Annotated in this window: 20 protein-coding genes, 1 pseudogene, 1 riboswitch and 2 other annotated features; of the genes and pseudogenes, 4 read left to right on the top strand and 17 right to left on the bottom strand. The window is 32.6% G+C overall.

Annotation, left to right across the window (positions count from 1 at the left end; translation table 11 throughout):
* Positions 1-37: 37 nt before the first annotated feature.
* From aspA to MKY04_RS10230, 14 genes and pseudogenes are all read right to left on the bottom strand, one after another.
* On the bottom strand, positions 38-1456 hold the full coding sequence (aspA, locus tag MKY04_RS10295) for an aspartate ammonia-lyase (protein ID WP_421664586.1): 1419 nt from the start codon (positions 1454-1456) through the stop codon (positions 38-40).
* 419 nt (positions 1457-1875) lie between these two features.
* The gene (locus tag MKY04_RS10290; RefSeq protein WP_126295912.1) at positions 1876-3084 is read right to left on the bottom strand and encodes an RtcB family protein; all 1209 of its coding nucleotides are present in this window, start codon (positions 3082-3084) and stop codon (positions 1876-1878) included.
* 60 nt (positions 3085-3144) lie between these two features.
* Positions 3145-3747 carry a hypothetical protein gene (locus tag MKY04_RS10285; RefSeq protein ID WP_346235818.1) on the bottom strand — a complete coding sequence of 201 codons (603 nt, stop codon included), beginning with the start codon at positions 3745-3747 and terminating at the stop codon, positions 3145-3147.
* 68 nt (positions 3748-3815) lie between these two features.
* Positions 3816-5645 (bottom strand): hypothetical protein, encoded by a 1830-nt coding sequence (locus MKY04_RS10280; protein ID WP_346235817.1) that lies wholly within the window; start codon positions 5643-5645, stop codon positions 3816-3818.
* A gap of 135 nt (positions 5646-5780) precedes the next feature.
* A complete protein-coding gene (locus MKY04_RS10275; RefSeq protein WP_126295907.1) occupies positions 5781-6353 on the bottom strand; it encodes a delta-aminolevulinic acid dehydratase in 573 nt (190 codons plus the stop codon).
* Positions 6354-6417: 64 nt separating this feature from the next.
* The gene (locus tag MKY04_RS10270; protein ID WP_126295906.1) at positions 6418-6852 is read right to left on the bottom strand and encodes a hypothetical protein; all 435 of its coding nucleotides are present in this window, start codon (positions 6850-6852) and stop codon (positions 6418-6420) included.
* A 244-nt stretch (positions 6853-7096) separates the two neighbouring features.
* Entirely contained in the window at positions 7097-8833 is a 1737-nt protein-coding gene (locus MKY04_RS10265) for an ABC transporter ATP-binding protein (RefSeq protein WP_126295905.1), read from the bottom strand.
* Positions 8834-9536: 703 nt separating this feature from the next.
* Complete coding sequence (locus tag MKY04_RS10260; RefSeq protein WP_346235816.1) at positions 9537-10313, bottom strand: AraC family transcriptional regulator; 777 nt, start codon at positions 10311-10313, stop codon at positions 9537-9539.
* 25 nt (positions 10314-10338) lie between these two features.
* Positions 10339-10919: pseudogene (locus tag MKY04_RS10255) on the bottom strand (LysE family translocator).
* A gap of 381 nt (positions 10920-11300) precedes the next feature.
* Positions 11301-11882 (bottom strand): pyridoxamine 5'-phosphate oxidase family protein, encoded by a 582-nt coding sequence (locus MKY04_RS10250; RefSeq protein ID WP_126295903.1) that lies wholly within the window; start codon positions 11880-11882, stop codon positions 11301-11303.
* 445 nt (positions 11883-12327) lie between these two features.
* Positions 12328-13161, bottom strand: coding sequence for an SPL family radical SAM protein (locus MKY04_RS10245; protein WP_246020476.1), 834 nt, complete (start codon positions 13159-13161; stop codon positions 12328-12330).
* A 264-nt stretch (positions 13162-13425) separates the two neighbouring features.
* Positions 13426-14874 (bottom strand): UDP-N-acetylmuramoyl-L-alanyl-D-glutamate--2,6-diaminopimelate ligase, encoded by a 1449-nt coding sequence (locus MKY04_RS10240; RefSeq protein WP_126295902.1) that lies wholly within the window; start codon positions 14872-14874, stop codon positions 13426-13428.
* A 221-nt stretch (positions 14875-15095) separates the two neighbouring features.
* Entirely contained in the window at positions 15096-16310 is a 1215-nt protein-coding gene (gene tyrS, locus MKY04_RS10235) for a tyrosine--tRNA ligase (RefSeq protein WP_126296265.1), read from the bottom strand.
* Between the two features lie 84 nt (positions 16311-16394).
* Positions 16395-16646: a binding site (T-box leader), on the bottom strand.
* Between the two features lie 229 nt (positions 16647-16875).
* The gene (locus tag MKY04_RS10230; RefSeq protein ID WP_126296266.1) at positions 16876-18222 is read right to left on the bottom strand and encodes an amino acid permease; all 1347 of its coding nucleotides are present in this window, start codon (positions 18220-18222) and stop codon (positions 16876-16878) included.
* 81 nt (positions 18223-18303) lie between these two features.
* Positions 18304-18553, bottom strand: a binding site (T-box leader).
* A gap of 215 nt (positions 18554-18768) precedes the next feature.
* Positions 18769-18880, top strand: a riboswitch (TPP riboswitch).
* 99 nt (positions 18881-18979) lie between these two features.
* On the opposite strand from MKY04_RS10230, the gene MKY04_RS10225 reads away from it, so the two are divergent.
* The gene (locus MKY04_RS10225) at positions 18980-19741 is read left to right on the top strand and encodes a 3-oxoacyl-ACP reductase (RefSeq protein WP_126296267.1); all 762 of its coding nucleotides are present in this window, start codon (positions 18980-18982) and stop codon (positions 19739-19741) included.
* Between the two features lie 220 nt (positions 19742-19961).
* Here MKY04_RS10225 and MKY04_RS10220 read toward each other — a convergent pair whose 3' ends face one another.
* A complete protein-coding gene (locus MKY04_RS10220) occupies positions 19962-20918 on the bottom strand; it encodes a proline dehydrogenase family protein (protein ID WP_346235815.1) in 957 nt (318 codons plus the stop codon).
* Positions 20919-21810: 892 nt separating this feature from the next.
* On the bottom strand, positions 21811-22026 hold the full coding sequence (locus MKY04_RS10215) for a hypothetical protein (RefSeq protein ID WP_148103528.1): 216 nt from the start codon (positions 22024-22026) through the stop codon (positions 21811-21813).
* Positions 22027-22272: 246 nt separating this feature from the next.
* Here MKY04_RS10215 and MKY04_RS10210 point away from each other — a divergent pair, with 246 nt between their 5' ends.
* Both MKY04_RS10210 and MKY04_RS10205 read left to right on the top strand, forming a co-directional pair.
* Positions 22273-22947: a response regulator transcription factor gene (locus tag MKY04_RS10210; RefSeq protein WP_126296270.1), complete on the top strand. Its 675-nt coding sequence runs from the start codon at positions 22273-22275 to the stop codon at positions 22945-22947.
* Entirely contained in the window at positions 22944-23981 is a 1038-nt protein-coding gene (locus MKY04_RS10205; RefSeq protein WP_126296271.1) for a HAMP domain-containing sensor histidine kinase, read from the top strand. Before MKY04_RS10210 ends, MKY04_RS10205 begins: the two co-directional genes overlap by 4 nt.
* A gap of 186 nt (positions 23982-24167) precedes the next feature.
* On the opposite strand, the gene MKY04_RS10200 is transcribed toward MKY04_RS10205, so the two are convergent.
* Entirely contained in the window at positions 24168-24569 is a 402-nt protein-coding gene (locus tag MKY04_RS10200) for a DUF6157 family protein (protein ID WP_346235814.1), read from the bottom strand.
* 407 nt (positions 24570-24976) lie between these two features.
* Here MKY04_RS10200 and MKY04_RS10195 point away from each other — a divergent pair, with 407 nt between their 5' ends.
* The gene (locus MKY04_RS10195) at positions 24977-26488 is read left to right on the top strand and encodes a tetratricopeptide repeat protein (RefSeq protein ID WP_346235813.1); all 1512 of its coding nucleotides are present in this window, start codon (positions 24977-24979) and stop codon (positions 26486-26488) included.
* Positions 26489-26529 lie beyond the last annotated feature (41 nt).

The raw sequence follows: 26529 nt of genomic DNA, 5'->3' as shown, positions 1-26529 counted from the left end.
TTAATGCTTGTTTGATTTAACTCTCATACTCGTAAACTTACTTATTTATTAAAGATCTGCCACCAGCAATGCCTGGGTGTGTCATTTCGTAAGGATCTAATATTTTATCTAATTGTTCTGCAGTTAACGCGCCTGACTTAATGCAAAGCTCACGTACAGATGCCCCTGTTGCTATTGCCTCTTTTGCAATCTGTGCAGCAAGTTCATATCCGATATGAGGGTTTACAGCAGTGATAATCCCAACACTTTGTTCCACATATTGTTTTAAGTGTTCTGCATTTGCTTTAATTCCTAGCACACATTTCTCTGTAAATACAGTAAATACATTGTTCATGATCGAAATTGATTGAATTAAATTATAGAATAGGACTGGTTCCATTACATTTAATTCAAATTGACCTGCTTCAGAAGCTTGTGAGATCGTTAAATCATTCCCCATTACTTGAAAAGCAACTTGGTTTACTACTTCCGCCATAACCGGATTTACCTTGCCAGGCATTATTGATGAACCTGGTTGACGAGCTGGAAGCATAATTTCAAATAATCCATCACGTGGTCCAGAAGCCATTAAACGTAAATCGTTTGCGATTTTTGACATATTGATCATACAAACTTTTAGCGTTGCAGATACTTCTGTATAGCAATCCGTATTTTGAGTTGCATCCACCAAATGTTCTGCACGACTTAAAGGCAACCCACTTAATTCATTAAGATTTTGAACAACCGCATCAATATATGTTGGATCTGCATTTAAACCTGTACCAACAGCCGTTGCACCCATATTCACTTCATATAAATGTTGGATTGATAGTGACATTCGATCAATGTCACGAGAAATCACTCTAGCATACGCCTCAAACTCTTGCCCAAGTAGAATAGGAACTGCATCTTGAAGGTGTGTACGTCCCATTTTTATAACACCAGCAAACTCTTTCGCTTTCAAAACAAATGCATTTTGCATTTTTTTAGCTGATTCAAGTAATTGGTTCATTAAGCTAAGTACTGCGATATGGGTTGCGGTTGGGAAAGCATCATTTGTTGATTGCGACATATTGACATGGCTATTAGGGCTTATAACTTGATAATTTCCCTTTTCTTCTCCCATTAGTTCAAGCGCACGATTTGCAATGACTTCGTTTGCATTCATATTGATGGATGTGCCTGCACCACCTTGAATCGGATCGACAATAAATTGGTCATTCCATTTTCCAGTAATCACTTCATCACAGGCTTGAAGAATGAATTGCCCAATTTCTTTCTTTAACATGTCAGCTTCCATATTTGCTAATGCTGCAGCTTTTTTCACGATTCCCAAAGATTTAATAAGTTCAGGATGAATTCGATAACCAGTAATGGGAAAGTTTTCAACAGCCCGCATCGTTTGAACTCCATAATAAGCATCCTTTGGTATTTCCTTTTCTCCTAAAAAATCTTTTTCAATACGAAATTCTGTCATTACCATAATACAAGTCTCCATTTCTCGGTCTAATCAAATAAATGTACGTTACATTTATATTTTATTTACATTACAAACCTATCTCTAGATTAGCACAATATCATCTCATTTTGAGATATAAAATGCAGAAAAATTATTCACGAAATATTTCGTGAATTTTCAATAGAAGTACGGGAATGTCATTGTAAATAAGATAATTAACACGCAGCAGAACTTGTTTTCAGAAAGAGCAGTACAATTTTAAATTTTAAAGGTGCAGATAAAAGGAAATATGGTGCAGTATTAAATTTGTATATCACAACAGATAACGTTCTTTGAATTGTTTTATGTAATTTTGTCTAATGTTCTTTAAATGTACTACTATTATGTTATTACTTTATGTATAGAGACGATAGGTTAATTACCCAGCACCTCTATTATTATCTCCTGAATTTGTCACTTGCTTTGAAATTATAAACAGGCTTAATAATTTTCATAATATCTACTGTATTCTTAACATTGTCGATGATCTCCGTCATTGGTTTATATGCCATTGGTGCTTCGTCAAGGGTTTCTTCGGTTACAGATGTAGTCCAAACATCAACCATAGAATTTTTATATTCTTCCATCGTTAAATTTTTCATTGCTTGTGTACGTGAGAATAATCTTCCTGCTCCATGTGGTGCAGAATAATTCCAATCTGAATTCCCTTTACCGATACATAACAAAGAGCCATCTTTCATGTTCATCGGAATAACTAATTGTTCCCCCTTATTAGCACGAACTGCACCTTTCCTTAAAGTCATTGTTTCTGTTTCAATATAATTATGAATCGTATCAAACTGTTCTTCAAAATCCCAATTCATATGAGCGGATATAATGCTTGAAATCGTTTCTCTATTTCTTTTAGCGTAGTTTTGAGCAATCCTCATATCGTGAATATAATCATCGAAAGCACTGTCTTCTAAATACGCTAAGTCATTTGGAATTCTTGGATTCTGTAATTTGAAATTAAGAATCTCATTTTGAATTTCACGATCTCTTCCCTCTTGTTTAAGTTTGACAATTATCTCTTTTACATCTGCATTTTTCAGATTTTCAATTGCTTTCTTTTGATGGTATTTTGCAACTTTTGCACCTAAATAGCGTGAACCTGTGTGAATTAATAAATAGTAATTTTCATTGTCATCTTTTGCTACCTCAATGAAATGATTTCCACCTCCTAGTGTTCCTAAAGAGAGATTAGTTAAGTCATCACTCAATCCATTAGCAATAAATTTGTCTGCAGTAAACTCATGAATATCTTTAAGAGGTTGATAGGAACTGTGTAGGTCTGCTCCACTTGGCACATAATTTCTTATAGTGTTATCCAATTTTTGAAAATCAATATCGTTTTTATTAATCTTTGAAACTAGCACTCCACACCCAACATCTACCCCAACTAAATTAGGCACTACTTTGCCATTTAATTTAATAGTTGTTCCAATTACACAGCCTTTTCCTGCATGATAATCAGGCATTATTCTAACTTTTGTTCCTTCCATAAAGGGTTGCTCGATTAACTCTTTAATTTGTTCAATTGCGCTTGGCAATGGATTATTTGTGTATATTTTTGCTGAAGTATACTTACTATTTAAATCAATAGTCATTGGATGTTTCATCCTTTCTTTGTACATAATTCTTTTTAGTACAAATCCCTGTTATTGAAATTATTCTAAGCACATTACAATCTCAAGGTCTGTTGGTTTTTCCTTTAAATTATCATTATATTCCTTAAATACAAAATCAAAACCTGAAATTTCATCAGGCAACGGTGGTGTAACAATAAAACTATATGAATAATAACCCTGCCGTCCCCCTGCTCTACCTTTTCGACAATCGTATTCCTCGCTTATAAACAATTCAAAATTACTATTTCGACATTTACTAATTAAATCTATTGATGAATCATCTGGCTCATCCCAATCGATATGAAGTTGTATTACACTTGCATTTTCATACTGTTTAATAACAGTAACAGTATATATACGTTCACCAACTTCAACAGATTTTAAAACTGATAGATTCTTTCTAAATCCTGTAGGTTCAATTCGAGATTTAAATAAATTTTCATATTTCATAGTTCCGAACAACTGATATAAAAAGTCTTCATATAGCTCATATTTTAAAGCCCACTCAGAGATAACATCATCAGATGGAATTCCAGGGTTATTTGAAAGGCCCTTTCTTAGCTTTAATAAAGCACAAATATGTTCATCAATGTGGATAAGATTTTCATCATAATGATCTGTTGGGCGAGGTTTTCGTTTCATTGTAATCCTCCTCTTTCACTAAAAATAAAAGATTATGTTCATAATCCCTCGGGTGTTCCCCTGCTGCATTATGAAAGTAAATTCTTTGCTAGTTGGCGGTTTTCTTTCTCTTTCGACTTATTTGCGATTTTTTGGATTACATCGATAAAGTCCGGCCGATCCCAATGTCTTTTATCTTGTTTTTCTAGTGTATTTAAAGCGAAGTATTGGAAACTCGAATCATCTGAACGTAAACATTTTTCAATAAAATGAAGCCCCGTCCCTTCATATTCCCCTAATGCCTCTAGTAAAGAAATAATAATAAAATGTTCATCTTCTGTTAATTTTTCGAATGATTCAAAACGATCCATAAATGTCACTAATGCTTCAATTGCCTTTCGATCTTTTGTGGCAATAATAGCCATATGATAATCTAAATTATTTGGGTCGTTTTTTAGTTTTTCAAACAAAAGCTCTGTAATATCCAGTTTATAATACTGGGCAATCGCTAATGCATGTGTATCTTTCTTATTTCCAGAATGAAGTATTGACGATGTCTGTTGTATCCAAATTGGATCTTTAGCAATTTCTAAAATTGCCTCTTTTACAGCCTGTCGTTCATGAGGCTTCCAATTTGTTGCATATCGTTCATTCCATGTTTCCTCATCTTCGCTCATATATTTAGCAATACGAGTTAGTATATAAAAATGTTCGAGCCCACTACAATGTGTTTTCGCATGATATGTATAACGCATAAGTACCTGTCCAGAATATTCGTATTCATCAATTGCTTGATGTGTAACTTCCCCTAGTAAGCCTAAAATAATTTCACCGGCACCGATAAATAACTCTTTTGAGATTTCTGACTCATGCAGCATAATATCAAGTTTCCCTTTTTCAGCACAAATAAGGGAAGAATAATGGTTCATCGCATTATTTTTTGTACCTTCCGTTAAAATCCAAAGCCGAATTTCCTCCGTATTGGGTTCCAAAAAGTTAATCGCCTCAATTTTACCCCAACCGCTTACAGACTTCGCAATTTGCCAAATTGAATCATTCGAGTTGCTTGTCCCATTTTTTAATGCAAAAAGAGCAACTCCAGTAAATTCTTCATGTAAAGCAAGTATTTTCACGCGTTCCTTCATACTTTCACAATCTGTGCACCCTAAAATTATTATGGCAAATTTCACTACTTCTCGATGTGCTGCGTGTTCAAGTAGCCAAATAGCTTCTTGCTGCACCCGTTGTTCATCTATTTCCTCCAGAACAAATAGCTCAAGAAGTTCGTGGAAATAACTGATTACTTTCTCTTCTTTGATTTTCTCATAGGTCGCTTTTCTTGTTTGAGTTGTTGGATTTTCTACTTGCTCCATAAATAATTTGAGGAGCTTTTTCGTAAAAAATGGAGTCACCCCTTCGGAAACTAATTGATCAGATAAGCCAGGAGCCAGTTTTGGGTGGTTTTCATCTACTAAATAAGCATCGTCAGGCAAATCTGTATTAATAATTTTATGATGTTCTTTTATTTGCTGCTCGAGATACGGAACAATAAATTCTTTATTTGACCATGGCAAAAATTCAAGAGTTATTGCTTCTTTGAATATAACGCGTCCATCGACTTTAACTACAATATTTAAACGGACTAATCCACCTATTTTCACAAATACTTTATGGTGCTTACCGTCTTCTGTTTGAAATGTACCCGACAATGTAGAATAAGGCATCAAGTGTGACCAAATGGACTGACGTGTGTTGCTAGCAACAATCCGACCATCAACTTTTACTGTTTCTTCAAGCATTTTATTATGAATCTCTATTTTATAACCTTGAAAATCAATGGCCCAATATTTATCAACTTCTTTCGCTGCATCATTTTTGATATTACGCATCTCTCGTTTAAATTCTTCTTTAAAACTCATCAGAATCTCCTTTTTATTTAACCTTATAGTTTTTCTTCTTATTTATATACGAAGAAAAAAGTTAATTATTTCAAATTTCCATATATCCAAATATAACCCATAAGAACAAGAAAAGGGCTGCTTAGAGCACCCTCATTATCTATTCTTGTCCGATTCATTTAAATACAATCTATACAATCTAGTTTCGTCATCAATGGATTTTGCAATTTCAAATGCTTCTTTTTGACTTTTCTTGTTATTAATCACTTCATACATAAACGCAATTAAAAACATTAATGCGGAATTTCCATCGATATAATCGTTAGGTCCAATGTAAGATTTACAACCGCAATCGAGAAAAGCTTTTGCTAAATTTTCATCTCCTAATGTACACCCATTGGCGATAACATTTATATTCTTTAATTTTGTATATTTCCTTACTTGATGATAATCAAAAAACTTCCCACGAGGTTCATCTGGCTCATAAACTTCACTATCCAATTCCGTCATATAAAGACGTCCCTCATCACCGTGAAAATCTAATATTAGATAGTCGCATGGATTATCTAAATAGGAACCTGAAAGAATATCGATTAAATCATTTGGTCTACCTATCCAATGTACATTAACTTTTGCCCCGAAATATTCAAGTGATGAACGAAGAGCAAATGCAGACATATCACAGTTTTCCCCTACTGCTAAAGTAACAAATAACTCAGGTCTACTCATTATAAAATTCTCCTTTTTGACATTTTATACTTCTTTAACAGTAACTCCCTATTGACTAATCAAATTATTTATCTGTTCTCGTAATGATGTGCATTGTAAGAGTTACACTAACTAAAATAATCAATAACAACAATGCCAGTTCGGTATTTCGCATATCAAAACCGTCAAATCCATACCAAATTAAGAAATAACCAAAACAGCTTACCGAATTTAATGCGAATAAAATACCCCAAGCATATACTTTGATAAGCTTAAAAAATCCATTACCTGTAAAATACTTCGTATACAAAAAACAAATTGCACAAAGACCTATCACTAGCAATAGTGACTGAATAAAAGCTGATATTGAAGTTGTGATAGTAATTGGAACTTCCCCAGGCGTATCAACATAAATAACGTTGGCTAAATTAATGAAATTATAAGATAAGACTAATAGGAGAACATAAAAATATAGAATCCATTCACCAACATAAATAAGTGGTATTATTACCTTTTTCAACATGCTTCTCCCCACTTTTTAGCTTTATTTTACATAACTAAAAAGTTTAACGAAGAAAAATGGAAAAAGTTTCAAATTATTGATCGCTTATTCATTGTTTAAATTTTTAGAATGAGACACAATCTAAATCGATAATAAACTCCTGCTATTATCCTCGGAAAATTACTCTCTATTTACCGATTAAAATCTTTCAGAAGAAATTCTTTATATCACGTCTACAGAAGTGAAATTGACCATTAATTTTTTATGTTAATTGTTGTTCTGCAAATTCTCTATAGAGGGAATGTGTTTTTACAAGTTGCTGATGTGTACCTTCTCCTGTTATTTGCCCTTTTTCAATAAAGATGATTTTATTTGCACTTACAATTGTTGATAGACGATGTGCTATTATAAATGTTGTTCTTCCTTCCATTAACCGCTCTAAGGCATCTTGTACGAATCCCTCAGACTGGCTGTCCAAACTTGCGGTTGCCTCATCCATCAATAAGATTTTAGGATCTCTTAGGAATGCCCGAGCAATAGCAATTCGCTGCCGCTGACCACCTGATAGCTTAATTCCCCGCTCCCCAACTTCTGTATCAAGTCCATTTGGAAATTCCTTAATAAATTGTTCTGCATAAGCCATTTTTGCAACTTCCCATAGGCGATCATCATCTATATTTTCACTGTCTTCTAAACCATAACAAAGATTTTCACGTATCGTTCCTACCATCATTGGGCTATCTTGTGAAACATAGCCAATTTGTTTTCTCCAGCTTGACAAGGATAGCTCTCGAATAGGAGTATTTCCGATTAAAATTTCCCCAGAAGTCGGTTCATAAAAACGTTCGAGAAGGGCAAACATTGTTGATTTACCTCCACCACTTGGTCCTGCAAAAGCAACCATCGTTCCAGGTTCTACTTCAAAGGACAAATTATTTAAAACGGGTTCTTCTTCATTATAGGAGAAGGAGACATCAACAACATGAATTCCTTTATTAGAAATGTCCATGTCTTTCCCATTTTGACCCGGTTCTGCGTTTAACTCTAAAATTTCAATAATTCGTTCCGTTGCTCCCTTTGCCTTCTGCAGTTGAGTGAAAAACATTGTAAAAGATGTAATAGGATAAATGATTTGAAAAAGATAAAGCAAAAAAGCAACAAGTGATCCAGTTGTCATCGAACCATCAGCTACCCGGATTCCTCCGTAACCTAATAAAATGACAATAACAACCATGACGACAAGATACATAAGTGGACCAATTAGAGAGAAAATTCTCCCTTCCCTTAATCCATATGTAAACAGTTTTTCAATTCCACTTAATCCTTTTTGTTGTTCCGTTTTTTCCGCATTTGAAGCCTTCATTAGTCTAATTTCACTAAGGGTTTGTTGAACGTTTGCCGTAAAACTGGCTGTTTCATCCTGTAAGTTGCGCGATATTTTGGACATCCTACTTCCAAGTGGAACCATAAATAAAACCGTTATTGGAATAGCAATAAACATTAATAGGGTCATTTTCCAGTCCATAATAAACAAAATGATGACAGAACCTATAATGGTAATGATTCCACCAATAAATTGAGGGAAGTGCTGTGAAATTAAGTCTTTTAGTACACCAGTATCATTTACAACACGACTGACAGTTTCTCCACTTGTATTTTTATCAAAATAATGAACCGGTAAGTGAAGTAGTTGATTCCATAATCTTTCACGTAGCCGAGCAACCATTTTCTGACCAACGTATGTTAATGCATAAATAGAGATGCCATCGATAACTGCTTGTATAATAAAAACAAGTATAATCACAAAAATTAGGAAGCTGTTTAAAGATTCAATTGAAAATCCATCTACCATCTCTCTTGTTAATAATGGAATAGAAAGCCCTGCAATTGTCGTAATAAGGCTGGCAATAAGTCCAATCGCTAGTGGGATCTTTGGAATTTTTGTAGAAAGAATAAGAGAGAGAAATGGATTCCGCATGTTTTTTTGTTTTTGTCCCATGATTTCACTCCTTTTCATAATTTTTACGATTTTGATCATTTACAATAACAAAAGTGGAAGTTTCCAAACTAATCCTTTTACATAGCGCACTTATAAGTATGTAGTAAAAAGACTGTTTTTCTTTGCCTTAATGTTTTATGTAATAAAGCAACAAAAAAATAGCAGCTAATATTGTGAAATTTATAATCACGACATTCCCTGATTTATTTTCTACTCTATATACGGACTAAATTACAAAAGGTTACAATTTGTTATATTTAAGTTTCCAATTCACAGTTTGAAGAAAAAGAGTGCAGACAGGATATAAAGAAGAGCTTTTCTATAATGCGGTAATAAAGTGACCAATAAACTAAAAAACATCGATTGAGAGCTTAAATATAATAAAAATATCTACTAACATTAACGCAGTTACTTTTTATATGTTATCGCATAAAACAAGGTATACTTTCACTTTTTACCAAATGTGCCCAAAATTTGCTGTAACCAACTTCAAAATTAGAGAAGTAACTTCATCATTATCCCACCTCTATATTAAGTTTAACGAAAATAGTGGTTAAAGGTTACACAAATGGTATATTTAAACTATTCTGTTTTGTTCAGCAAAAAAAGCGTTAAATCCTCGTTGGATCAACGCACCCGTTACTTTAAATGAAACTGTTCAACAATTTTTTTAACAATCTACAATTTATCCAGTTATATATCCTCAAGTTAAATTCGACATATATTCAAAAGCAGTCGTTCCATAAACACTTTTAAAATGTTTATTTAGATGAGTTAAATCAACAAAACCGCACTCTGCTACTGCTGAATAAATATCTCGATTCTTCTCGATTAACCGTTTTGCTCTTTCAATCTTGCAGTTAAGATAGTATTGATAGGGTGTTATTCCCGTTTGAGCTTTAAATAATCTAATAAACTGGAATTTTGATAAATTCAGTTCTTTACTAATCTCATCTAGTTTAAGGACGCTCTCTAAGTTAGAATGCAGCATATCCTTAGCTTTTCTTACTAGGGCGTTATGGTTTTTATTGTTTGTAGAAATAGTTGATCGAATAAGACTATCGGTAAGTGATATAAGTAACTCACTACATAGAGACTCATCCTTTTCATTAAATATTGCATTAGAAAGATTTAATATTTTTTGTTCTAGAGCACGATCGTACACAATAGGAGTTGAAAAACGTACGATATCTTTTTTTCCAGTAATATCTAAAAACAATTGGGGATCAATATATAGCATCACATAATCAAGGCCACTCTCATCATGTGCCATTCCGTCATGCGTCTGTTCAGGATTGAAAAGCATTACACCATTTTGATAGGATAATTGTAGGCTGCCATCCAAGTGATAGTGTTGTATACCACGCAAGGTTACACCAATTGCATATTCTTGGTGAGCGTGCCTTTTATACTTAAAATCAGTAATACTTGCTGATAATGCAGTAATACCAGCAGATTTCTTATAGATAAATTTATCCATCTAATTCACCTCTTAAAACCTTCTCTTATATCCATATCATGATTGTGGCATAAACTAAACCTAATGCCATGATGACATTTACAATTTTTTTGTGCTTTTGTAAAAAATGCTTGAAAATTGTACCGAATAGAACCCACGTTATGAATGCAAAAAATCCAATGATTGTTATCACTATAACACTAATGGTTACAGCTGGCGCGTCAGTATAATTGGGCAAAACAAAGCTAGGAATAACCGTGATTGTAAATAGTACAACCTTTGGGTTTAGAAATTGCATAAAAAAACCCGACAGTAATGTTCCTGTTTTGTTGTCAGTTGATGATTCTGATGTATCCATTCTGTAAATTTGATAAGAAAGATATAACATATACATTGTTCCAATTAATTGCATACCAAATATGATTTTTGGTATAAATGTTATCATGACCGTATTCAACATTGCGCAGAGATGGAAAGTAATAAACCGAAGGCAATTGTTGCTCCGTACGTGTATTCCATTGCTTTTTTTGCACCATAATTATGTACCGTGGATAAAATAACTATATTGGTTGGTCCCGGTGTAAATGTGACAATAAAACAATATATAATAAAAGATGTAATATCCAAGATATAACACTCCTCTTTATGTTATATCTAATTATTACACCTTTTAATATCAAATCTTATAGTATATTATTGCAGAGATTTACAATAAAACCAGAACAGCGCATTGAATTGAACCAACGCGCTGTTTATTATTCTATTTAACTCAAGGTTGATTATAGTATAACTATTGACATGTTTATGGAAGATTTTCAAGGTCTAACTCTGGTATTTCTACTCATTGATATCGGAAAACTTTTTATAGTCACAGTAATGTTCGATTGGAAGATCAAGTCATTCGGTGCTACAAAATTCAGAATTACCAGTATCAAAGAAATCCAACAACCTATTTAGTAGCAGCAATTGGAACAGGTTTTTTAATTATCCTTGCTGTTGTTAATACAACTAGGATTCTTTAATCTTATTGATGTTTCCAAAACTTTCTCCAATCGGTGTAACTATGCCATCCATACTTATTGAATTTTTCTTTTTTCGATAATCCTCTAAGTCTTGTTCACTTTTATTGTGAGCCCATTGTTGAAGAGTATCTCGTTCACCATCATATGAGTAAAACGGTACACTAAACCCGCAGGATGTTTTTACTGTTTCAATCTTTGCATGAATAATTTGACGAGAACCAGGAAGAATGTCAAAATGTTTAGCCATATTATCCCATTCTGGTGTACCAGGTAGTATAACGTTTCCTTTTCCATAAAGCCGTAAAATCATAGGAGGTCCTTCAAAAGCTAAGAACATAAAAGTAATTCTACTGTTATCTTTTAAATGTGCACTTGTTTCATTTCCACTACCTGTCAAATCTAAGTAAGCTACCTCATTGGGAGAAAAAATTCTTAATACATCATGACCCTTTGGTGAAATGTTAACATGACCGTCTGAAGATAGCGGTGCTGAACCTACGAAAAATATCCGTTGTTTTCTTATAAATTCCTCATGTTTTGGAAGTAAATGTGAATAAACTGTTCCCATAAAAAAACCTCCTTATCCAATCAAATGTTAAATTTAAAAAAGCTATCATCTCATAAGAGACGATAGCATTTCACCTCCGTGGCAGTCACTAGTTGATTTGCTATTAAGGTAAATCCATTCTATGACCGATTACGGATGTCAATGTCTAACACTAAATTTTCAACTTTTCACTCATTCGGCGAGTTTGAGTGTTTAATGACATGTTTTCATCAATCAGTAGCTCATAACAACCACCATTACTTGCATTTGTTATAAATTTGTAATTTTCTCAATTTTATAAGGTGTAATATATAAAATCAACCCACAATTTACATGCCCTTTTTCTCTAAAAATTGCTCCGTTTGCTTTTCACTAAAGAAAAATGATTAAAGTCAGAATTGTAATTAATTGCGTATTTGCTCTAGCTAGGAAAAGCGATTATCTTATTAGATAGCATAATGCATAATTAATTTAAAAAAGCTTCCTGTTTAGAAACGCGCACCATTTCAATAGGAAAATGTTTTTTAAAATATTTTTCCACTGCTACGTGGATATCCTTTCGATACCACTTTGAAAATCCATGTTCCTCAAACATTCTAGGCATACCCAATCTCTCAGATCGTTTGCCCATCGCCCCATCACCAATACTTAAAGTATCTATCCATATATGATCAACAATCCTCTTAAGAACTATTGGGAATTCAGGAGTAAATGGTAATACAGGTGAGATTGAAGCTTGTGTGGTAATTCCTGCAGAATGAATTTCCTTTAGTACCTTTAAACGTAATTTAATTCCCGGTGCATAAGGAGAAAAAATTTGCTTTACGTCCTCTCTATCAGTTTCTATCGTCATCGATACAAGAACTGTACATTTTTCTTTTAATTTTACTAATAGATCTATATCTCTTGAAATGAGTGGACTTCGAGTTTGGATATGAAGAAAATCTGGTGGATATTCAATCATTTCTTCTAATATCCCCCGTGTAATATTTACTTTACGTTCTATTGGTTGATAGGGATCTGTTGCAGATGACATAAAAAGATTCACAGGTTTATTTCTTCTCCGTAGTTTTATAATTTCATCTCGGTAATTTTCTGCAGCATTTGTTTTTATGTCCACCCATTCTCCCCAAGGAATTTCTTTAAAACGTTGAATCGGCATTTCTCTTACATAACAATAACTACAAGAAAACGCGCAACCACTATATGGATTTAGCGAATGTGTAAAACCAACATCTAAATAACCCTTTGCTTCTGTAAGGATTTTCTTTGCAATAATTTCTTTTATTTCAATACCCACATACATCGCTCCACTTACTGAATATTTAATCACTTAATGTGTTCTCAGCCCATTAGAATATCTTTATCAACTTAATAGTAAATATAAATTTATCTTCCCATATATTCATTTCTAAGTCGATGGATAACTAACTTCTCTTGCCTGTTCAGTAGTAATCAAATTGCTATCAGAAAAATAGCTAAAAGGTACCCTAAGAATTTTAATATTTAACCATTAAAAAAAACTCGTCAAGTGACGAGGATTTTTGTGATCTCATGAACTTTTTTATTTTTCTCCATTATCGATATATAAAACTGTCTCTGTATCTGAAGTAGTTGGTATACTGAAATTTTGTTTGTAAATTTCATGCCCTTTACCTGTAATTAGTATCCAATCATCTTGTTCACTGTTTTCAATTGCCCATTTTATAGCGCTGGTTCGATCCGGCATAACAATCCCTTTATTGTTGGCATAATGGTTATTTAGTTTATATAATGACTCAATCATTTCATTTATTGGAACAGAATTTAAATCATCAAGAGTTAAAATAAATTCATCACTAAACTCTGAAGAAACCGCAAGTATTCTTTGTCTTTTACTTTCATCCCTATCTCCTCGAAAACCAAAAATATGGGTAATCTTTTTTGCCCCGTACTTTTTTGAAGTAGTTAAACAATGAAAAACTGCATCAGCAGTATGTGCATAATCCACAACAACTGTGGCACCATTATGTAGTTTTAATATTTCAAATCTACCCTTTACCCCCTGAAAAAGTTTTATTGAATTCAAAATGTTATCATTTTCAATACCTATTAGTTTTGCTGTGATGTATGCCATAGCAGTGTTATATATATTGTGAAGCCCTATTATAGGCGATGAAAGTTGAACAGATTCATTGTCCTCTGTTAATTGGACAACAGAATTTTCGAAATCGAGGTCTAATATTTGAAATTTATTGTCCTCAGATTGCCCTAAAGAATGAACATAAATATTTTTATCTTTTAACTTCTCAGCTAATTTCTTACCCCAAACATTATCGGTATTCACAATTGCTTGCCCATTTTTCTTCAAATAACTGAATAATGACAATTTTGTTTGAAAGTATTCTTCCATTGTTTTATGATAATCCAGGTGTTCTTGATCAAGATTCGTAAAAAGGCAATAATCAAATGTAATTCCTTCAATTCTAAATTGGGATAATCCATGTGAAGAAACTTCCATAATAACTATTTCATCTTTACTTTCAAATAAAAGCTTTTGCAAAACTAATGAACTAGGAGTAGTATTTTTACTATCATACACTTCCCCGTTAACAATATTTTGAATGGTACCAATTAAAGAACATGTATGGCCATTACTTTCTAAAATATGTTTTAAAATATAACTTGTAGTTGTTTTTCCATTAGTACCAGTAATTCCAATCATAATTTTTGATTTAGAAGGGTGATGATAAAAATTGCTCGCAATGATTCCTAAAGCCCTTCTACTATTAGCAACTTTTATATATGGAATAGGCAATGAAACAATATCCATCTCGCCTACTATAACACAGGCCCCTCTCTTAATTGCATCATCAATAAAATCATGTCCATTCGATTTAAATCCTTTAATAGCTACAAATAAATAATCCTTTGATACGTCCACCGAATTATCCGCTATTCCTTTGATTGTGAGATTTGCTATTTCAGGCTTTATTTCAGCTTTAAGAGCATTTAGTAAATGTTTTAATTCCATGGATGTTAACTCCTATTAATTGGATTTGACCATTTGATGATTACATGATTGAAAAAATTACATCCTCACTTGCTTTTTTATTAATTTGCTCATTCGGTTGAGAAATATAATAAAAAATAGTACAAACCAAAAGTTGGTTTGTACTATTTTTTAAGAGCTGTTTATTATTGTTCCTCAGTAAACTTTTTTAATTAGATTCTTCTTGGAAACATCTTATTAAGTTATTTAATTAAACGAATAAATCTTTTTTTGCCAATTTGTAGTACCTCTTCGTTCATTAATACACGATCAAATTCATCTTCACTTAATTTTTCTTTATTTATTTGAACACCGTTTTGTTTAATTAACCGTAAAAATTCGCTTTTGCTTTTAATGAATCCTTTATCAATTAGTAAAGGAATGATATCTTGCACCGTTTCAGCTCCAATTTGAATTACTAATTCCGGGATATTATCTGGTATTTCCTTTTTGCTGAAAGCAGTTTCATAAAATGATCTTGCTTTTCGCATTTCATCTTCACCACAATATAATTTTGTAATAATTTCAGCCAATTCGAGTTTAATATCTCTTGGATTTTCGCCTTGTTCAAGTCGTTCTTTTATTTTGTCAATTTTGTCAGGATGTTCATCCGTTGCTAACTCAAAGTATTTAATTATTAGACTATCTGGTACTTCCATTACTTTTTTAAACATCACTTCTGCTGGTTCATTAACCCCAATATAATTGCCAAGACTTTTACTCATTTTTTCAACACCATCAAGACCTTCAAGAAGTGGCATAAAAATAGCAATTTGCTTTTCTAATCCCCAATGCTTTTGTAGTGTACGTCCCATTAAAACATTGAAAGTTTGATCGGTGCCACCTAGTTCGATATCAGCTTGGATCTCAATAGAATCGTATCCTTGCATTAGCGGATAGAAAAATTCATGAATACCGATAGGAATTTGATTTTTATATCTATTTTGAAAATCATCTCGTTCTAATATTCTTGCAACAGAAGTAGTTGCTGCCAATTTAATGACTTCCTCAAAGGTTAACTTCGATAGCCACTCGCTATTAAAACGGACTGTAGTTTTATTTGAATCTAGCACTTTAAAGATTTGTTCAAAGTACGTTTTTGCATTGATTTTAACCTGCTCATCACTTAGAGCTGCTCGGCCTTTTGCTTTTCCTGTTGGGTCCCCAATTCGACCAGTAAAATCACCTATGATTACGACAACTTCGTGTCCTAAATCCTGCATTTGTTTCATTTTTCTTAGTACAACAGCATGTCCTAAGTGAATATCAGGGGCAGAAGGATCAAGCCCTAATTTAATCGTAAGCGGAGTTTGTGAGCGATAGGATTTCTCTAGTTTCACCAATAACTCCTCTTCATTTACTATTTCTTTAATACCTTTCATGATGATCTTTAATTGTTCTTCTGGTTTTACAAACATACTAACATCTCCTTGAAATATTATTTCTAATATTGCAAGTTCTATAAGAAACAAAGGATAAAAAAAACGCCCTTTTGGATATACCAAAAGGACGATTCATCTCGTGTTACCACCTTTAATTCATAAGCAATTCACATTGCCTACCTTAACAAGTACAGTCTAATGACGATACTTTAGCACATGATTACGGGTGCTAAGCCGGTGTAGCCTACTAAGGGATCCTATTCGGTACACAGCTCCAAGATGTATTCACAACCGTTCAACATGCACCTCTCATCAACCGGTAACTTTCTGTCTGTTTACATGATTGCTACTCTTTCTTATCATAGCCTTTGCTCTTATACTCCGAAATGTTTAAACAAATCTTCGTTATGCAGATATTAATTGACTTTTATTTTATATATTTATTTTAAATTGTCAATAATGAATTTTTATAACCGAAAAAGGCTAATTTTTTTTGTTTATACTATCTTAAAATTATGTTCTAAATTAAAGATTCAAATTTTCCCATATGGAAAAATGCCCTCATAAGCCTCGAAATCTAATATTTTCTCCATGGATACTCTTAATTTTTTATTTTATATCCTATGTAAAGTATTAAAAACCACACAGGTGCTACAAATAATGCGATGCGCATATCCGGAATAAATGCCATTAAAATAATGACAAACGCTAAAAATATTAGTGCCAAATAGGTAGATAATGGATAGAACGGTATTTTAAATTTAATTTCTTCTATCTCTTTTTTTGTTTTTGATTTTCTAAATTTTAATTGGGCAATTAGGATAATAGTCCAGCTAGTAATTACTGCCACTGTAGCAACAGCAGAAATATACAAAAATACTTTTTCAGGAACAATGTAATTTAAAACGACTGCAATTAATAAAAACAATGATGAGAACAAAATTCCACGTCTCGGACTCCCATTCTTGCTAAGCCTTTCAAAATATTTCGGACCATTATTTTGCAGTGATAGATTGTACAGCATTCTTCCTGAACCAAATAACCCACTATTAAAAGCTGATAATGCTGCTGTTATTACAACAAAGTTAATAATATGGGCAGCTCCAGGAATACCGACATTATCAAAAATTAATACAAATGGGCTACCATTCGTTCCTACCTCATTCCAAGGATATAAAATCATCATGACTCCCAATGCACCAATATAGAAAATTAGAATCCTCCATACGACATTGTTGATGGCTGATGGAATCGACTTTTGTGGATTTTTTGCCTCTCCAGCTGTAATCCCAACCAACTCTACTCCACCAAAGGAAAACATAACAAGAACGAGTGACATGATAATCCCCTCGATTCCATTAGGCATGAAACCTCCATGGGCCCACAGATTGTCAAAACCAATTGGCTGTCCCCCGTTGCCAATCCCAAATAAAATAATGCCTAATCCAAGAAGAATCATTCCAATAATCGCTACAACTTTAATCATTGCAAACCAGAATTCAAATTCTCCGAATGCTTTTACATTAGCTAGGTTTACTATAGTAATTACAATGAGAACAGCAAGCGCCGTCAACCATTGCGGAATTTCTGGAAACCAGTAATTTACATAGACACCAACTACAGTTATTTCCGCCATTCCAACAACTATCCACATAAACCAATAAGTCCAACCAGTTAAATATCCAGCAAAAGGACCTAAATAGCGATTTGCGTATGTACTAAATGAACCTGACACGGGTTCTTCTACTGCCATTTCTCCAAGCGCCCTCATAATGGTGAAAATAACTAATCCCCCTATTAAATATGATAGCAAAATAGATGGACCAGCCATTTGAATGGTAGCACTAGAACCGTAGAACAATCCAACTCCAATGGAACCTCCAAGAGCAATTAACTGAATATGTCTGTTGTCTAAACCTCGTTGAAGTTTCTTATGATCTTTACTCAATCAATTTTCCTCCTTAAATTTTTTCTAATATTGCAAGTTCTATAAGAATCAAAGATAAAAAAAACGCCCTTTTGGATTAACCAAAAGGACGATTCATCTCGTGTTACCACCTTTGTTCGTATGCAACTCACATTGCTTACCTTAGTAAGTACGGTCATTTGACGATACTCTAGCACATGATTACGGGTGCCAAGCCGGTGTAGCCTACTAGGAAATTCTTTTCGGTACACAGCTCCAAGATGAATTCACAATTGTCAACACGCACCTCTCATCAACCGGTAACTTTCTGTTTGTTCACATGATTGCTACTATTTCTTATCATAGCCTTTGTTCTTATACTCCGAAATGTTTTAAACAAATCTTCGTTATGCAGATATTAATTTATATTAATTCTAACTATTTATTTAATTTTGTCAATGCTGAATATTCTCCTACAAAAATAATTCATTTGTTTAGTCGGATATGTTCAAAAACGTTTTATTTATTTCTATTGACTATTACTTTATGAAGGTTTAGGATAAGCATTAATATATTTAATAGAATAATTCTTTCTACTAGGGGAGCCTGTATTTCAGGCTGAGAAAAAAGTGAGTGAACTTTTTGACCCTCAGGACCTGATCTGGATCATGCCAGCGTAGGGAAGTAGTCCTTTTTAAACTATGACTAGGTCCTTTTTTGGCGCCTAGTTTTTTTGTTTTTATGCCTACTTGGATGAAAACTATTAAATAGATACATAGATAATTAGGAGGAGAATTGAATGAAATTAAGTAAACAAACAGTTTTAATTACTGGTGCAAGTAGAGGATTAGGGTCAGCTATAGCAACTGCTTTTGCAAAGGAAGGAGCAAATGTTGTCATTAATTATTTTAACAGTAAGGAAAAAGCACAAAACCTTGCCAAAACATTAGGAAATCATGCTATTGCCATTCAAGCAGATGTTAGAGATAAGGAACAAATTAATGCATTGGTTGCTGAAGCCAAAAATCACTTTAATACGCCGATTACAACTATTGTTAACAATGCATTAATCGATTTCCGTTTTAATCCAGTTGCTCAAAAAAATGCTTTCGAGCTTGAATGGGACAATTTTAACACTCAATTTGAAGGAAGCATTAAAGGTGCATTAAATACAATTCAAGCTTGTTTAGGAGATATGAAGGATCTTGGGTTTGGTCGTATTGTCAACATTGGCACTAATTTATTTCAAAATCCAGTAGTTGCCTACCATGAGTATACTACTGGTAAGGCTGCGTTACTTGGATTTACCCGTAATATGGCAAAAGAATTGGGGCAATATGGTATAACAGTAAATATGATTTCAGGCGGTCTATTAAAACAAACTGATGCTAGCAGTGTAACGACTGAAGAAGTGTTCAATATCATTAAGTCTACTACTCCTTTACAAAGAGTAACAACACCGGAAGAATTAGCTGATGCAGCATTATTTTTCTCATCACCTTGGGCAAGAGCTGTTACTGGCCAAAACCTTGTTGTAGATGGCGGCTTAGTAATGGATTAAGTGAGGTTACTGTAAATTTTATCGAATGACGACATTAACTCAATAAAAAACAATAAAAAGGCTTTGTTTAAAGAAGCCGTTTTTTATAGATAAGTACGTTCCCCTTTTGAATAGCTCCTTTTAAGGTAACAGATTTTATAAATTAATCTACTTTAAGGGGAGCGTATCACTTTTTTCGGAAAACGTACTTCTTTTAAAATACTTGAAAAAAATATTCTATTTAGTATCCGTTCATTCTATCGTTATTCTGTTCAATTATATCTGTTATAAATGTATAAATATTTTGTGGATATTCTGCGATACGATGTACTAAATATAAGTACCATTCAGTCCCATATGTTACATAAACTTTAGTCTGTATTCCCTCTTCCTTCAAAGTTTTTAAAAGACTCGGGCATACCCCATCCAACATTTCTACTTCAGTATTCAAACTAGTAAGCAATCCCCTTGCTTTTAGGTCCATTAGTAAGTGTTCATCATGAGTAGCAATAGAAATTGGATGTTCATTTTCTATACACATTGAGGTGAATTCAATGTAGCGCTCATTTAACTCTTCAGATCTAGGTATAGATATCTCCGCTGGCTCTTGATAGGCACCCTTCACCAAACGAATTTTCCCCGGTAATCTCAATAGCTCTTTGAGATCCGATAAAGATCGATGTAAATGAACTTGTAATGTTATACCAACATTCGTGTGTATTTTTGAAATATCCTTATAGATAGATAAGATTTTATCCGTCTTATCAGATTCCTCCATACCTAATATTAAATTGATATCATTTTCTTGTGCGGCTATTGCAACTTCCTCTAAATGTGAATATGCTAACGAACTGGAAATCATCATTCCTATGTGGGAAAGGTCTAAACATACAGTCCCTCTTATTTGATTTGCTCCAAGTTCTTTAATTATTTCTATAAATTCACTTTTGGCAAGTCTACATTCACTTTCCGAAATTGTATTTTCTCCGATAAATTCTAATGATACTTGATACCCCTTGCTATATAAGTGACTAACCCGTTCAATCCCTTCTTTACGTGTTTGTCCTGCCACAAATCGATTAATACCATTCTTTAATAGTGGATAAAGTTCTTTTGAATTTTGAACAGATCTTTTTATTTCCTGATTTCTTGCAATTGACTTTAAAGCATTGGAAAATCGAATTTCTTCAGCAACCATTAAAAAATCACACCCTTTAAATATAATTATTTTTAACTCGTTCTCAAGGTAAAAATGGATAAACCCCTCACTGTTAGCTAAAAATACCATGACAAAATGGTTTACTGTAAGTACCACTAATATGATTATTTAATAGTGCCAATTTAAAGGTCTTAAATATGTCATTGATAAGCTAATGTTATAAGCATTTAGAACAAAAATTTTTAAATAGGGATTTTTGCAGGATATAGACTACGTTCTACTCGTCAATAGTCAGAAATACTGGAGGTTCCTCGATTGGTTTTTTTAGAGGCTTACGAACAGTTATTTCCAGAAGATTTTCTAGAAGGAAAAAATGAGTTGAAACAGTTGCTGTTTATGGATTTTCTCTAAAAGAAGTGGTTTCAAAATGCAATATTATAAGAGGAAGTAACCTAATCACAAAAAGACCGATTCTTACCAATTATGTATCCCTGAATTGGAGGATTTATATAAAACATTTGGGTCAGTTTGCAATACATATATGCAACGAAACCGACCATTCTCTTTTTCTATGATTTACTGGAAGATTTAATTATTTAAAAAATACCCTAGCCAATTATTTATTTCCGACAAGAGGTGTTGAATGCCACTAGAAAAAAACTGATTATAACACGGTGCAATCCAATATGAATGCAATTATTTCCCCTCCCCCTTTTACAAAAAAATTACTTTAAATTCGAGTCAATAGGATTATTGGTAACTTGTAAATAACCATAAATAGGACCGTTGTTCAAAAACTTTCTTTATTCTAATCTGCAATGACAATCTCAGCAACACTTATAAAGTTGTTGCTTTTAAACCCCCACATATTAACATCTCCAATAAATTCATAATTTAACTTTATTAATAATGCTTCCAAGCTTTCTTTATTCTAATCTGCAATGACAATCTCAGCAACACTTATAAAGTTGTTGCTTTTAAACCCCCACATATTAACATCTCCAATAAATTCATAATTTAACTTTATTAATAATGCTTCCAAGCTTTCTTTATTTTCCTTAAGGGGAAGTTTATATTCATCTATCAAGCGTTCTTCTTCTCCTAAAATTTCATATTGACTAAATAAAATTGTATAAAACACGTACACATACTCTCCCTCTATTCAAAATTACTATTGTAATTCTTCTATAATCTTTAGTAACTTATTAGCAATAAAAGTTTTCTATTAATTACTACTCTCTTATAAAACATAACTACCATTATTATTTTGGCTATAGTGTATCATTAAAAAGTAAACTGAAAATAAACTTGAACGTATAATTGATTTTCAGTTTACATTGCGATGGTAAAATTTTTTATGTAATAATAAGTTTTATTGGAGGCCCAGCTTTATATGTTTAAAATATTAGTGGTTGAGGATGATATAAATACTAGAAAGCTAATGTGTACCGTATTAAAGCAAAACGGTTACGAAACATACAGTGCAGAGGATGGTATTTCTGCACTTAATTTAATGGAAAAGCATTACATAGATCTAGTTGTTCTTGATCTAATGATGCCAAATATGGACGGATATGAATTGACTAGGCAGCTCCGCCTTTCATGGGAGCATCTACCAATCTTAATGGTTACAGCTAAACAAGAACCTCAAGATAAACGGAAAGGTTTTCTTGTTGGGACAGATGATTATATGACAAAACCTGTAGATGAGCAGGAAATGGTGCTGCGCATTAAGGCACTACTTCGCAGAGCTCAGATTGCCAATGAACATAAGCTTAAATTAGGTAAAGTTGTACTCGATTATGATGCGCTTACTATATCACGTGAGGAAAAAATAATTACTTTGCCACCAAAAGAGTTTTACCTTTTATTTAAGCTGCTCTCTTATCCGAACATGATTTTCACCCGTCTTCAATTGATGGAGGAAATCTGGGGAGTAGAATCCGAAACCGATAATCATACATTAAATGTTCATGTTAATCGCTTGCGGGACAGATTTCGAGACTGGCCAGAGTTTGAAATAGTGACAGTTAGAGGACTTGGCTATAAGGCTGTGAAAAAAGTATGAGAGAATTTTTTAAAAAGAGATTAAGTCTTGCTATCACATTGGTAATGTTTGTTTTCGGTGTCTTAGTGGCAACATCTCTGGTAGTCGGAGTAATTACAATACTATTACAGTATTTAGGAGTAATAAGTTTTAAAGATTTCCCTGCAAAAATTTCATTATTCGGTTTTTTAGGTTTCTGTATTCTACTTGGGACTTCACTTACTGCCTTTCTTAGTAAAAAAGCTTTAAACCCTATCAGTACATTAATTAATGCTACTCATAAAGTTGCTGACGGCGATTTTAATGTACAGGTAAATATTAAAGGTATCGGAGAATTGGAAGAGCTCTCTCATAGCTTCAATAAAATGACACAGGAACTTGCAGGTATTGAAACACTCAGGAGAGATTTTATCAATAACTTCTCCCATGAATTTAAAACACCCATTGTCTCTATTAGAGGCTTTGCAAAATTACTCAAGGAAAATAATTTAAGCGAAGAAGAGCGACAGGAGTATCTTGACATCATCATAACTGAATCGGAGCGTTTAGCAGTTCTTTCTACTAATGTACTAGCCCTTTCAAAATATGAAAACCTTGAGATTATTACCGATAAAGCTCCATTTAGGCTAGATGAACAAATTAGAAAAACAATTATTTTAATGGAGCCTAGATGGACTTCAAAAGAGATTACAGTAAATGTGGAACTTAATAAGATTATTTATAACGGTAACGAAGATTTGATCCAACAAGTCTGGCTAAACTTATTAGATAATGCAATTAAATTTTCATATAAAGGTGGCTTAATAAATATAACCCTAGAAGCTGTAAATGAAGGAGTACGTTTTGCAATTCAAGATGATGGACCTGGTATGGACGATCAGACACAGGTACATATTTTTAATAAATTTTATCAAGGTGATATATCACATTCCAAAAAAGGAAATGGGTTAGGACTTGCTCTTGTAAAACGAATAGTGGAATTATGTGGTGGCGAGATTCAGGTACAGAGCGCTAAAGATAAAGGTAGTATATTTACTGTTACGTTGCCAAATTAAATGAATTTATTACTATATATTAAGTAAATAAAGTTCCTGCCCCGCCATTAATAAAGGACGGGGCTATGTTTTTTAATGCATTTCTAATCCTTTTAACTTTAGCAACTGCCCTACTCTAATACTTAAAAGAATCTCAATCCATTAATCTAGTTTCGACATCAAACTGTTCCCTCTTTATTTTAATATCTATTTTCTTTTCGAACGCATACCTTTTAATTTTGTTATGTGATCCTCATTGAGTAATTGGTTATATTTTTCACTATTAACTTCGAATATAGCAATTTTTCCGAACTCATCATAGTGTATTCCCCAACCATAATTTTTTACTAAAGGAGAGGCTCTAAAGCATGCTTTTGGTTTTGAAAAAAATTGTTCTCTAAGTTCATCAACATTCTCTTCTTCAATTTGATTCTTTATTAGATACGTTTTAAATTGAACATCTTCTTGAGTATATTTATAAGGGTTATTCTTAATTAAATCGTACTCAATCGATGCAATTGTTGGTTTGCCATTTCTTAAAGAAGGTACAACAGCAGCTACTGCTTTTGAATCTTCGGAAATAGTAATAAGTGTATTTTTATAGCTCATAATAACCTCCTTAGTTATTAATACAATAAACTAGTTCGGATATGACTTATAATTCCCCTGCTATTTAAACAATATAATCATTCAATATGCCACTTTTTGATAGTTTCATTATTAAGGTTTTACTTATTTAGTTGTTTATACTTTATTTCCAATTTATACAGTTTAAAAGGTGTATTAATCCCTTGTTAGAAAAAAACTAAATACTCAACAGTTTTTTAAGTTTACACAGGAATTTATACCTATATAATTTTAGCGAAATATTTTTATAACAGTTTTTTTCTTGTAAAATCAAAAATATATCAACTTTCAATTATATATGATTCTCAATTTCCTATTTTCCAAAATTCTTCAAATTTATAATTCAACTTATGATATATTTAGGAAAAATTATATAAAGGGGAAAATATATGGAAGATAAGATGAATGAATATTTACAGGAGGAGGTTAATGAACCTACGGAAGAAACATTTAAAATAACATGGTTTTCTTTTTTATCCCATCCTATCAAAACATTAGAAGCTTGGGGTCTTCAAAGAGTAAGCTGGTATTTTATTATCATTATCTCGATAACCGCTGGATTCTCTCGATTATTATCACAGTTTAGTACTAAAAGTTTTGGAGAAATTTTGGAGCTATCCCAAATTCTTTTTATCACTATGCTTTTCGGTCCAATATCTGGTCTTATTTTTTTAATGCTAAGTACTCTCTTCGCTTGGGGAATCGGAAAAATATTTAGGGGAAAAGCGACATTTAATCAAATTCTGAATCTAAATATACTAGCCTCTTTCCCACTTTTTCTCTTTTTACCTATATGGGTTATATATATTTATGTCTTCGGACTAGACCTATTTAAAGAAGAAGTATTTCCTTCAATAGATAGCTTAAAAAAAGTGCCTCTTTACTTGTTGCTCTCTTTTTTAGAAACATTAATTTATTGTTGGAGTGTATTGGTTTTTGTTATTGGCTTTTGTAAAATTAATCAGTTTAAAAAAGCAAAAATTTTCTTTTACTCATTTACAAGCCTTTTTCTTATTTTATTATTCGGTATTTTAATTTTTAGCTCCGTTGAATTATTAACGGTCAAGAAAAGTACTATTATTTCAGATCAGAATAACCAAGCTTATGAATTGCTTGAAAAAGAAGAATATGATGAAGCCTTAGTATTATTAGATTCCGTTTTAGAAAAGGAATCGGAAAACGACACAGCACTAGCCAACAAAGGCTGGATATTGTTAGAAACTGGCCGCTATGAAGAAGCTGTCAAACTATATAAGAAATCTTTAGAAATTGAACCGAATGACACAAGTGAATATATTTTTCTCGGTAATGCTTATTATGGATTAGGAAAATATGAAGAAGCAATAGATACATATAAAGAAGTTCCTAAAATTGGAGTTAATAAAGATAATGCGATTGTTTACTATCAGCTTGGTGTATCATACTATGATTTAGAAAACTATGCAGATTCCATTTTTAATTTTAATCAATATCTCAAATTTATTCCCTATGATTTGGATGCATATTGGTATTTAGTATACGCCTATGAATATAGTGGAAACCTTAAATTGACTCTTGAATATCTTGATAAATTAATTGCAATTGATCCTTCTATTTCAGGGCCTATTTATAAAGGAGATTTACTTTCCTATTATGGTAACTATTCAGAAGCTTTAGCTGTTTATGAAGAAGTAATTGAAAATTTCCCGCAATTTCCTGATGGATATTATGGAAAAGCACAAATATTATCCGTCTATAATCAACCTAATGAATCTGTTTCATATTTACATGAAGCATATAAAATTGATCCTTCCTATACTGAATATGTAATAGAAGATCCAATGTTTGACTCTATAAGAGAGACGCAAGTAATGAAAGAATTTTTGAGCCATTACGCAACTACAGATATTAATATGTATTAATTCAATAACTTCTTACTTCATTTAAAAAATGAATAAAATAT

Source organism: Lysinibacillus telephonicus, from assembly GCF_039654155.1.
GTDB classification, from domain to species: Bacteria; Bacillota; Bacilli; order Bacillales_A; family Planococcaceae; genus Ureibacillus; species Ureibacillus telephonicus.
Note: the sequence above shows the minus strand (reverse complement) of the source record. Positions and strands in the feature narration are given on the sequence as shown.

Coding starts and splice junctions, on each gene's coding strand:
- aspA (WP_421664586.1), bottom strand. CDS start 1,456: ATGACAGAATTTCGTATTGAAAAAGATTTTTTAGGAGAAAAGGAAATA.
- MKY04_RS10290 (WP_126295912.1), bottom strand. CDS start 3,084: ATGACTATTGATTTAAATAGTAAGTATACTTCAGCAAAAATATACACA.
- MKY04_RS10285 (WP_346235818.1), bottom strand. CDS start 3,747: ATGAAACGAAAACCTCGCCCAACAGATCATTATGATGAAAATCTTATC.
- MKY04_RS10280 (WP_346235817.1), bottom strand. CDS start 5,645: ATGAGTTTTAAAGAAGAATTTAAACGAGAGATGCGTAATATCAAAAAT.
- MKY04_RS10275 (WP_126295907.1), bottom strand. CDS start 6,353: ATGAGTAGACCTGAGTTATTTGTTACTTTAGCAGTAGGGGAAAACTGT.
- MKY04_RS10265 (WP_126295905.1), bottom strand. CDS start 8,833: ATGGGACAAAAACAAAAAAACATGCGGAATCCATTTCTCTCTCTTATT.
- MKY04_RS10260 (WP_346235816.1), bottom strand. CDS start 10,313: ATGGATAAATTTATCTATAAGAAATCTGCTGGTATTACTGCATTATCA.
- MKY04_RS10250 (WP_126295903.1), bottom strand. CDS start 11,882: ATGGGAACAGTTTATTCACATTTACTTCCAAAACATGAGGAATTTATA.
- MKY04_RS10240 (WP_126295902.1), bottom strand. CDS start 14,874: ATGGAATTAAAACATTTACTAAATGCTCTTAAAGCTGAAATAAAGCCT.
- tyrS (WP_126296265.1), bottom strand. CDS start 16,310: ATGTTTGTAAAACCAGAAGAACAATTAAAGATCATCATGAAAGGTATT.
- MKY04_RS10225 (WP_126296267.1), top strand. CDS start 18,980: ATGAAATTAAGTAAACAAACAGTTTTAATTACTGGTGCAAGTAGAGGA.
- MKY04_RS10220 (WP_346235815.1), bottom strand. CDS start 20,918: ATGGTTGCTGAAGAAATTCGATTTTCCAATGCTTTAAAGTCAATTGCA.
- MKY04_RS10210 (WP_126296270.1), top strand. CDS start 22,273: ATGTTTAAAATATTAGTGGTTGAGGATGATATAAATACTAGAAAGCTA.
- MKY04_RS10205 (WP_126296271.1), top strand. CDS start 22,944: ATGAGAGAATTTTTTAAAAAGAGATTAAGTCTTGCTATCACATTGGTA.
- MKY04_RS10200 (WP_346235814.1), bottom strand. CDS start 24,569: ATGAGCTATAAAAATACACTTATTACTATTTCCGAAGATTCAAAAGCA.
- MKY04_RS10195 (WP_346235813.1), top strand. CDS start 24,977: ATGGAAGATAAGATGAATGAATATTTACAGGAGGAGGTTAATGAACCT.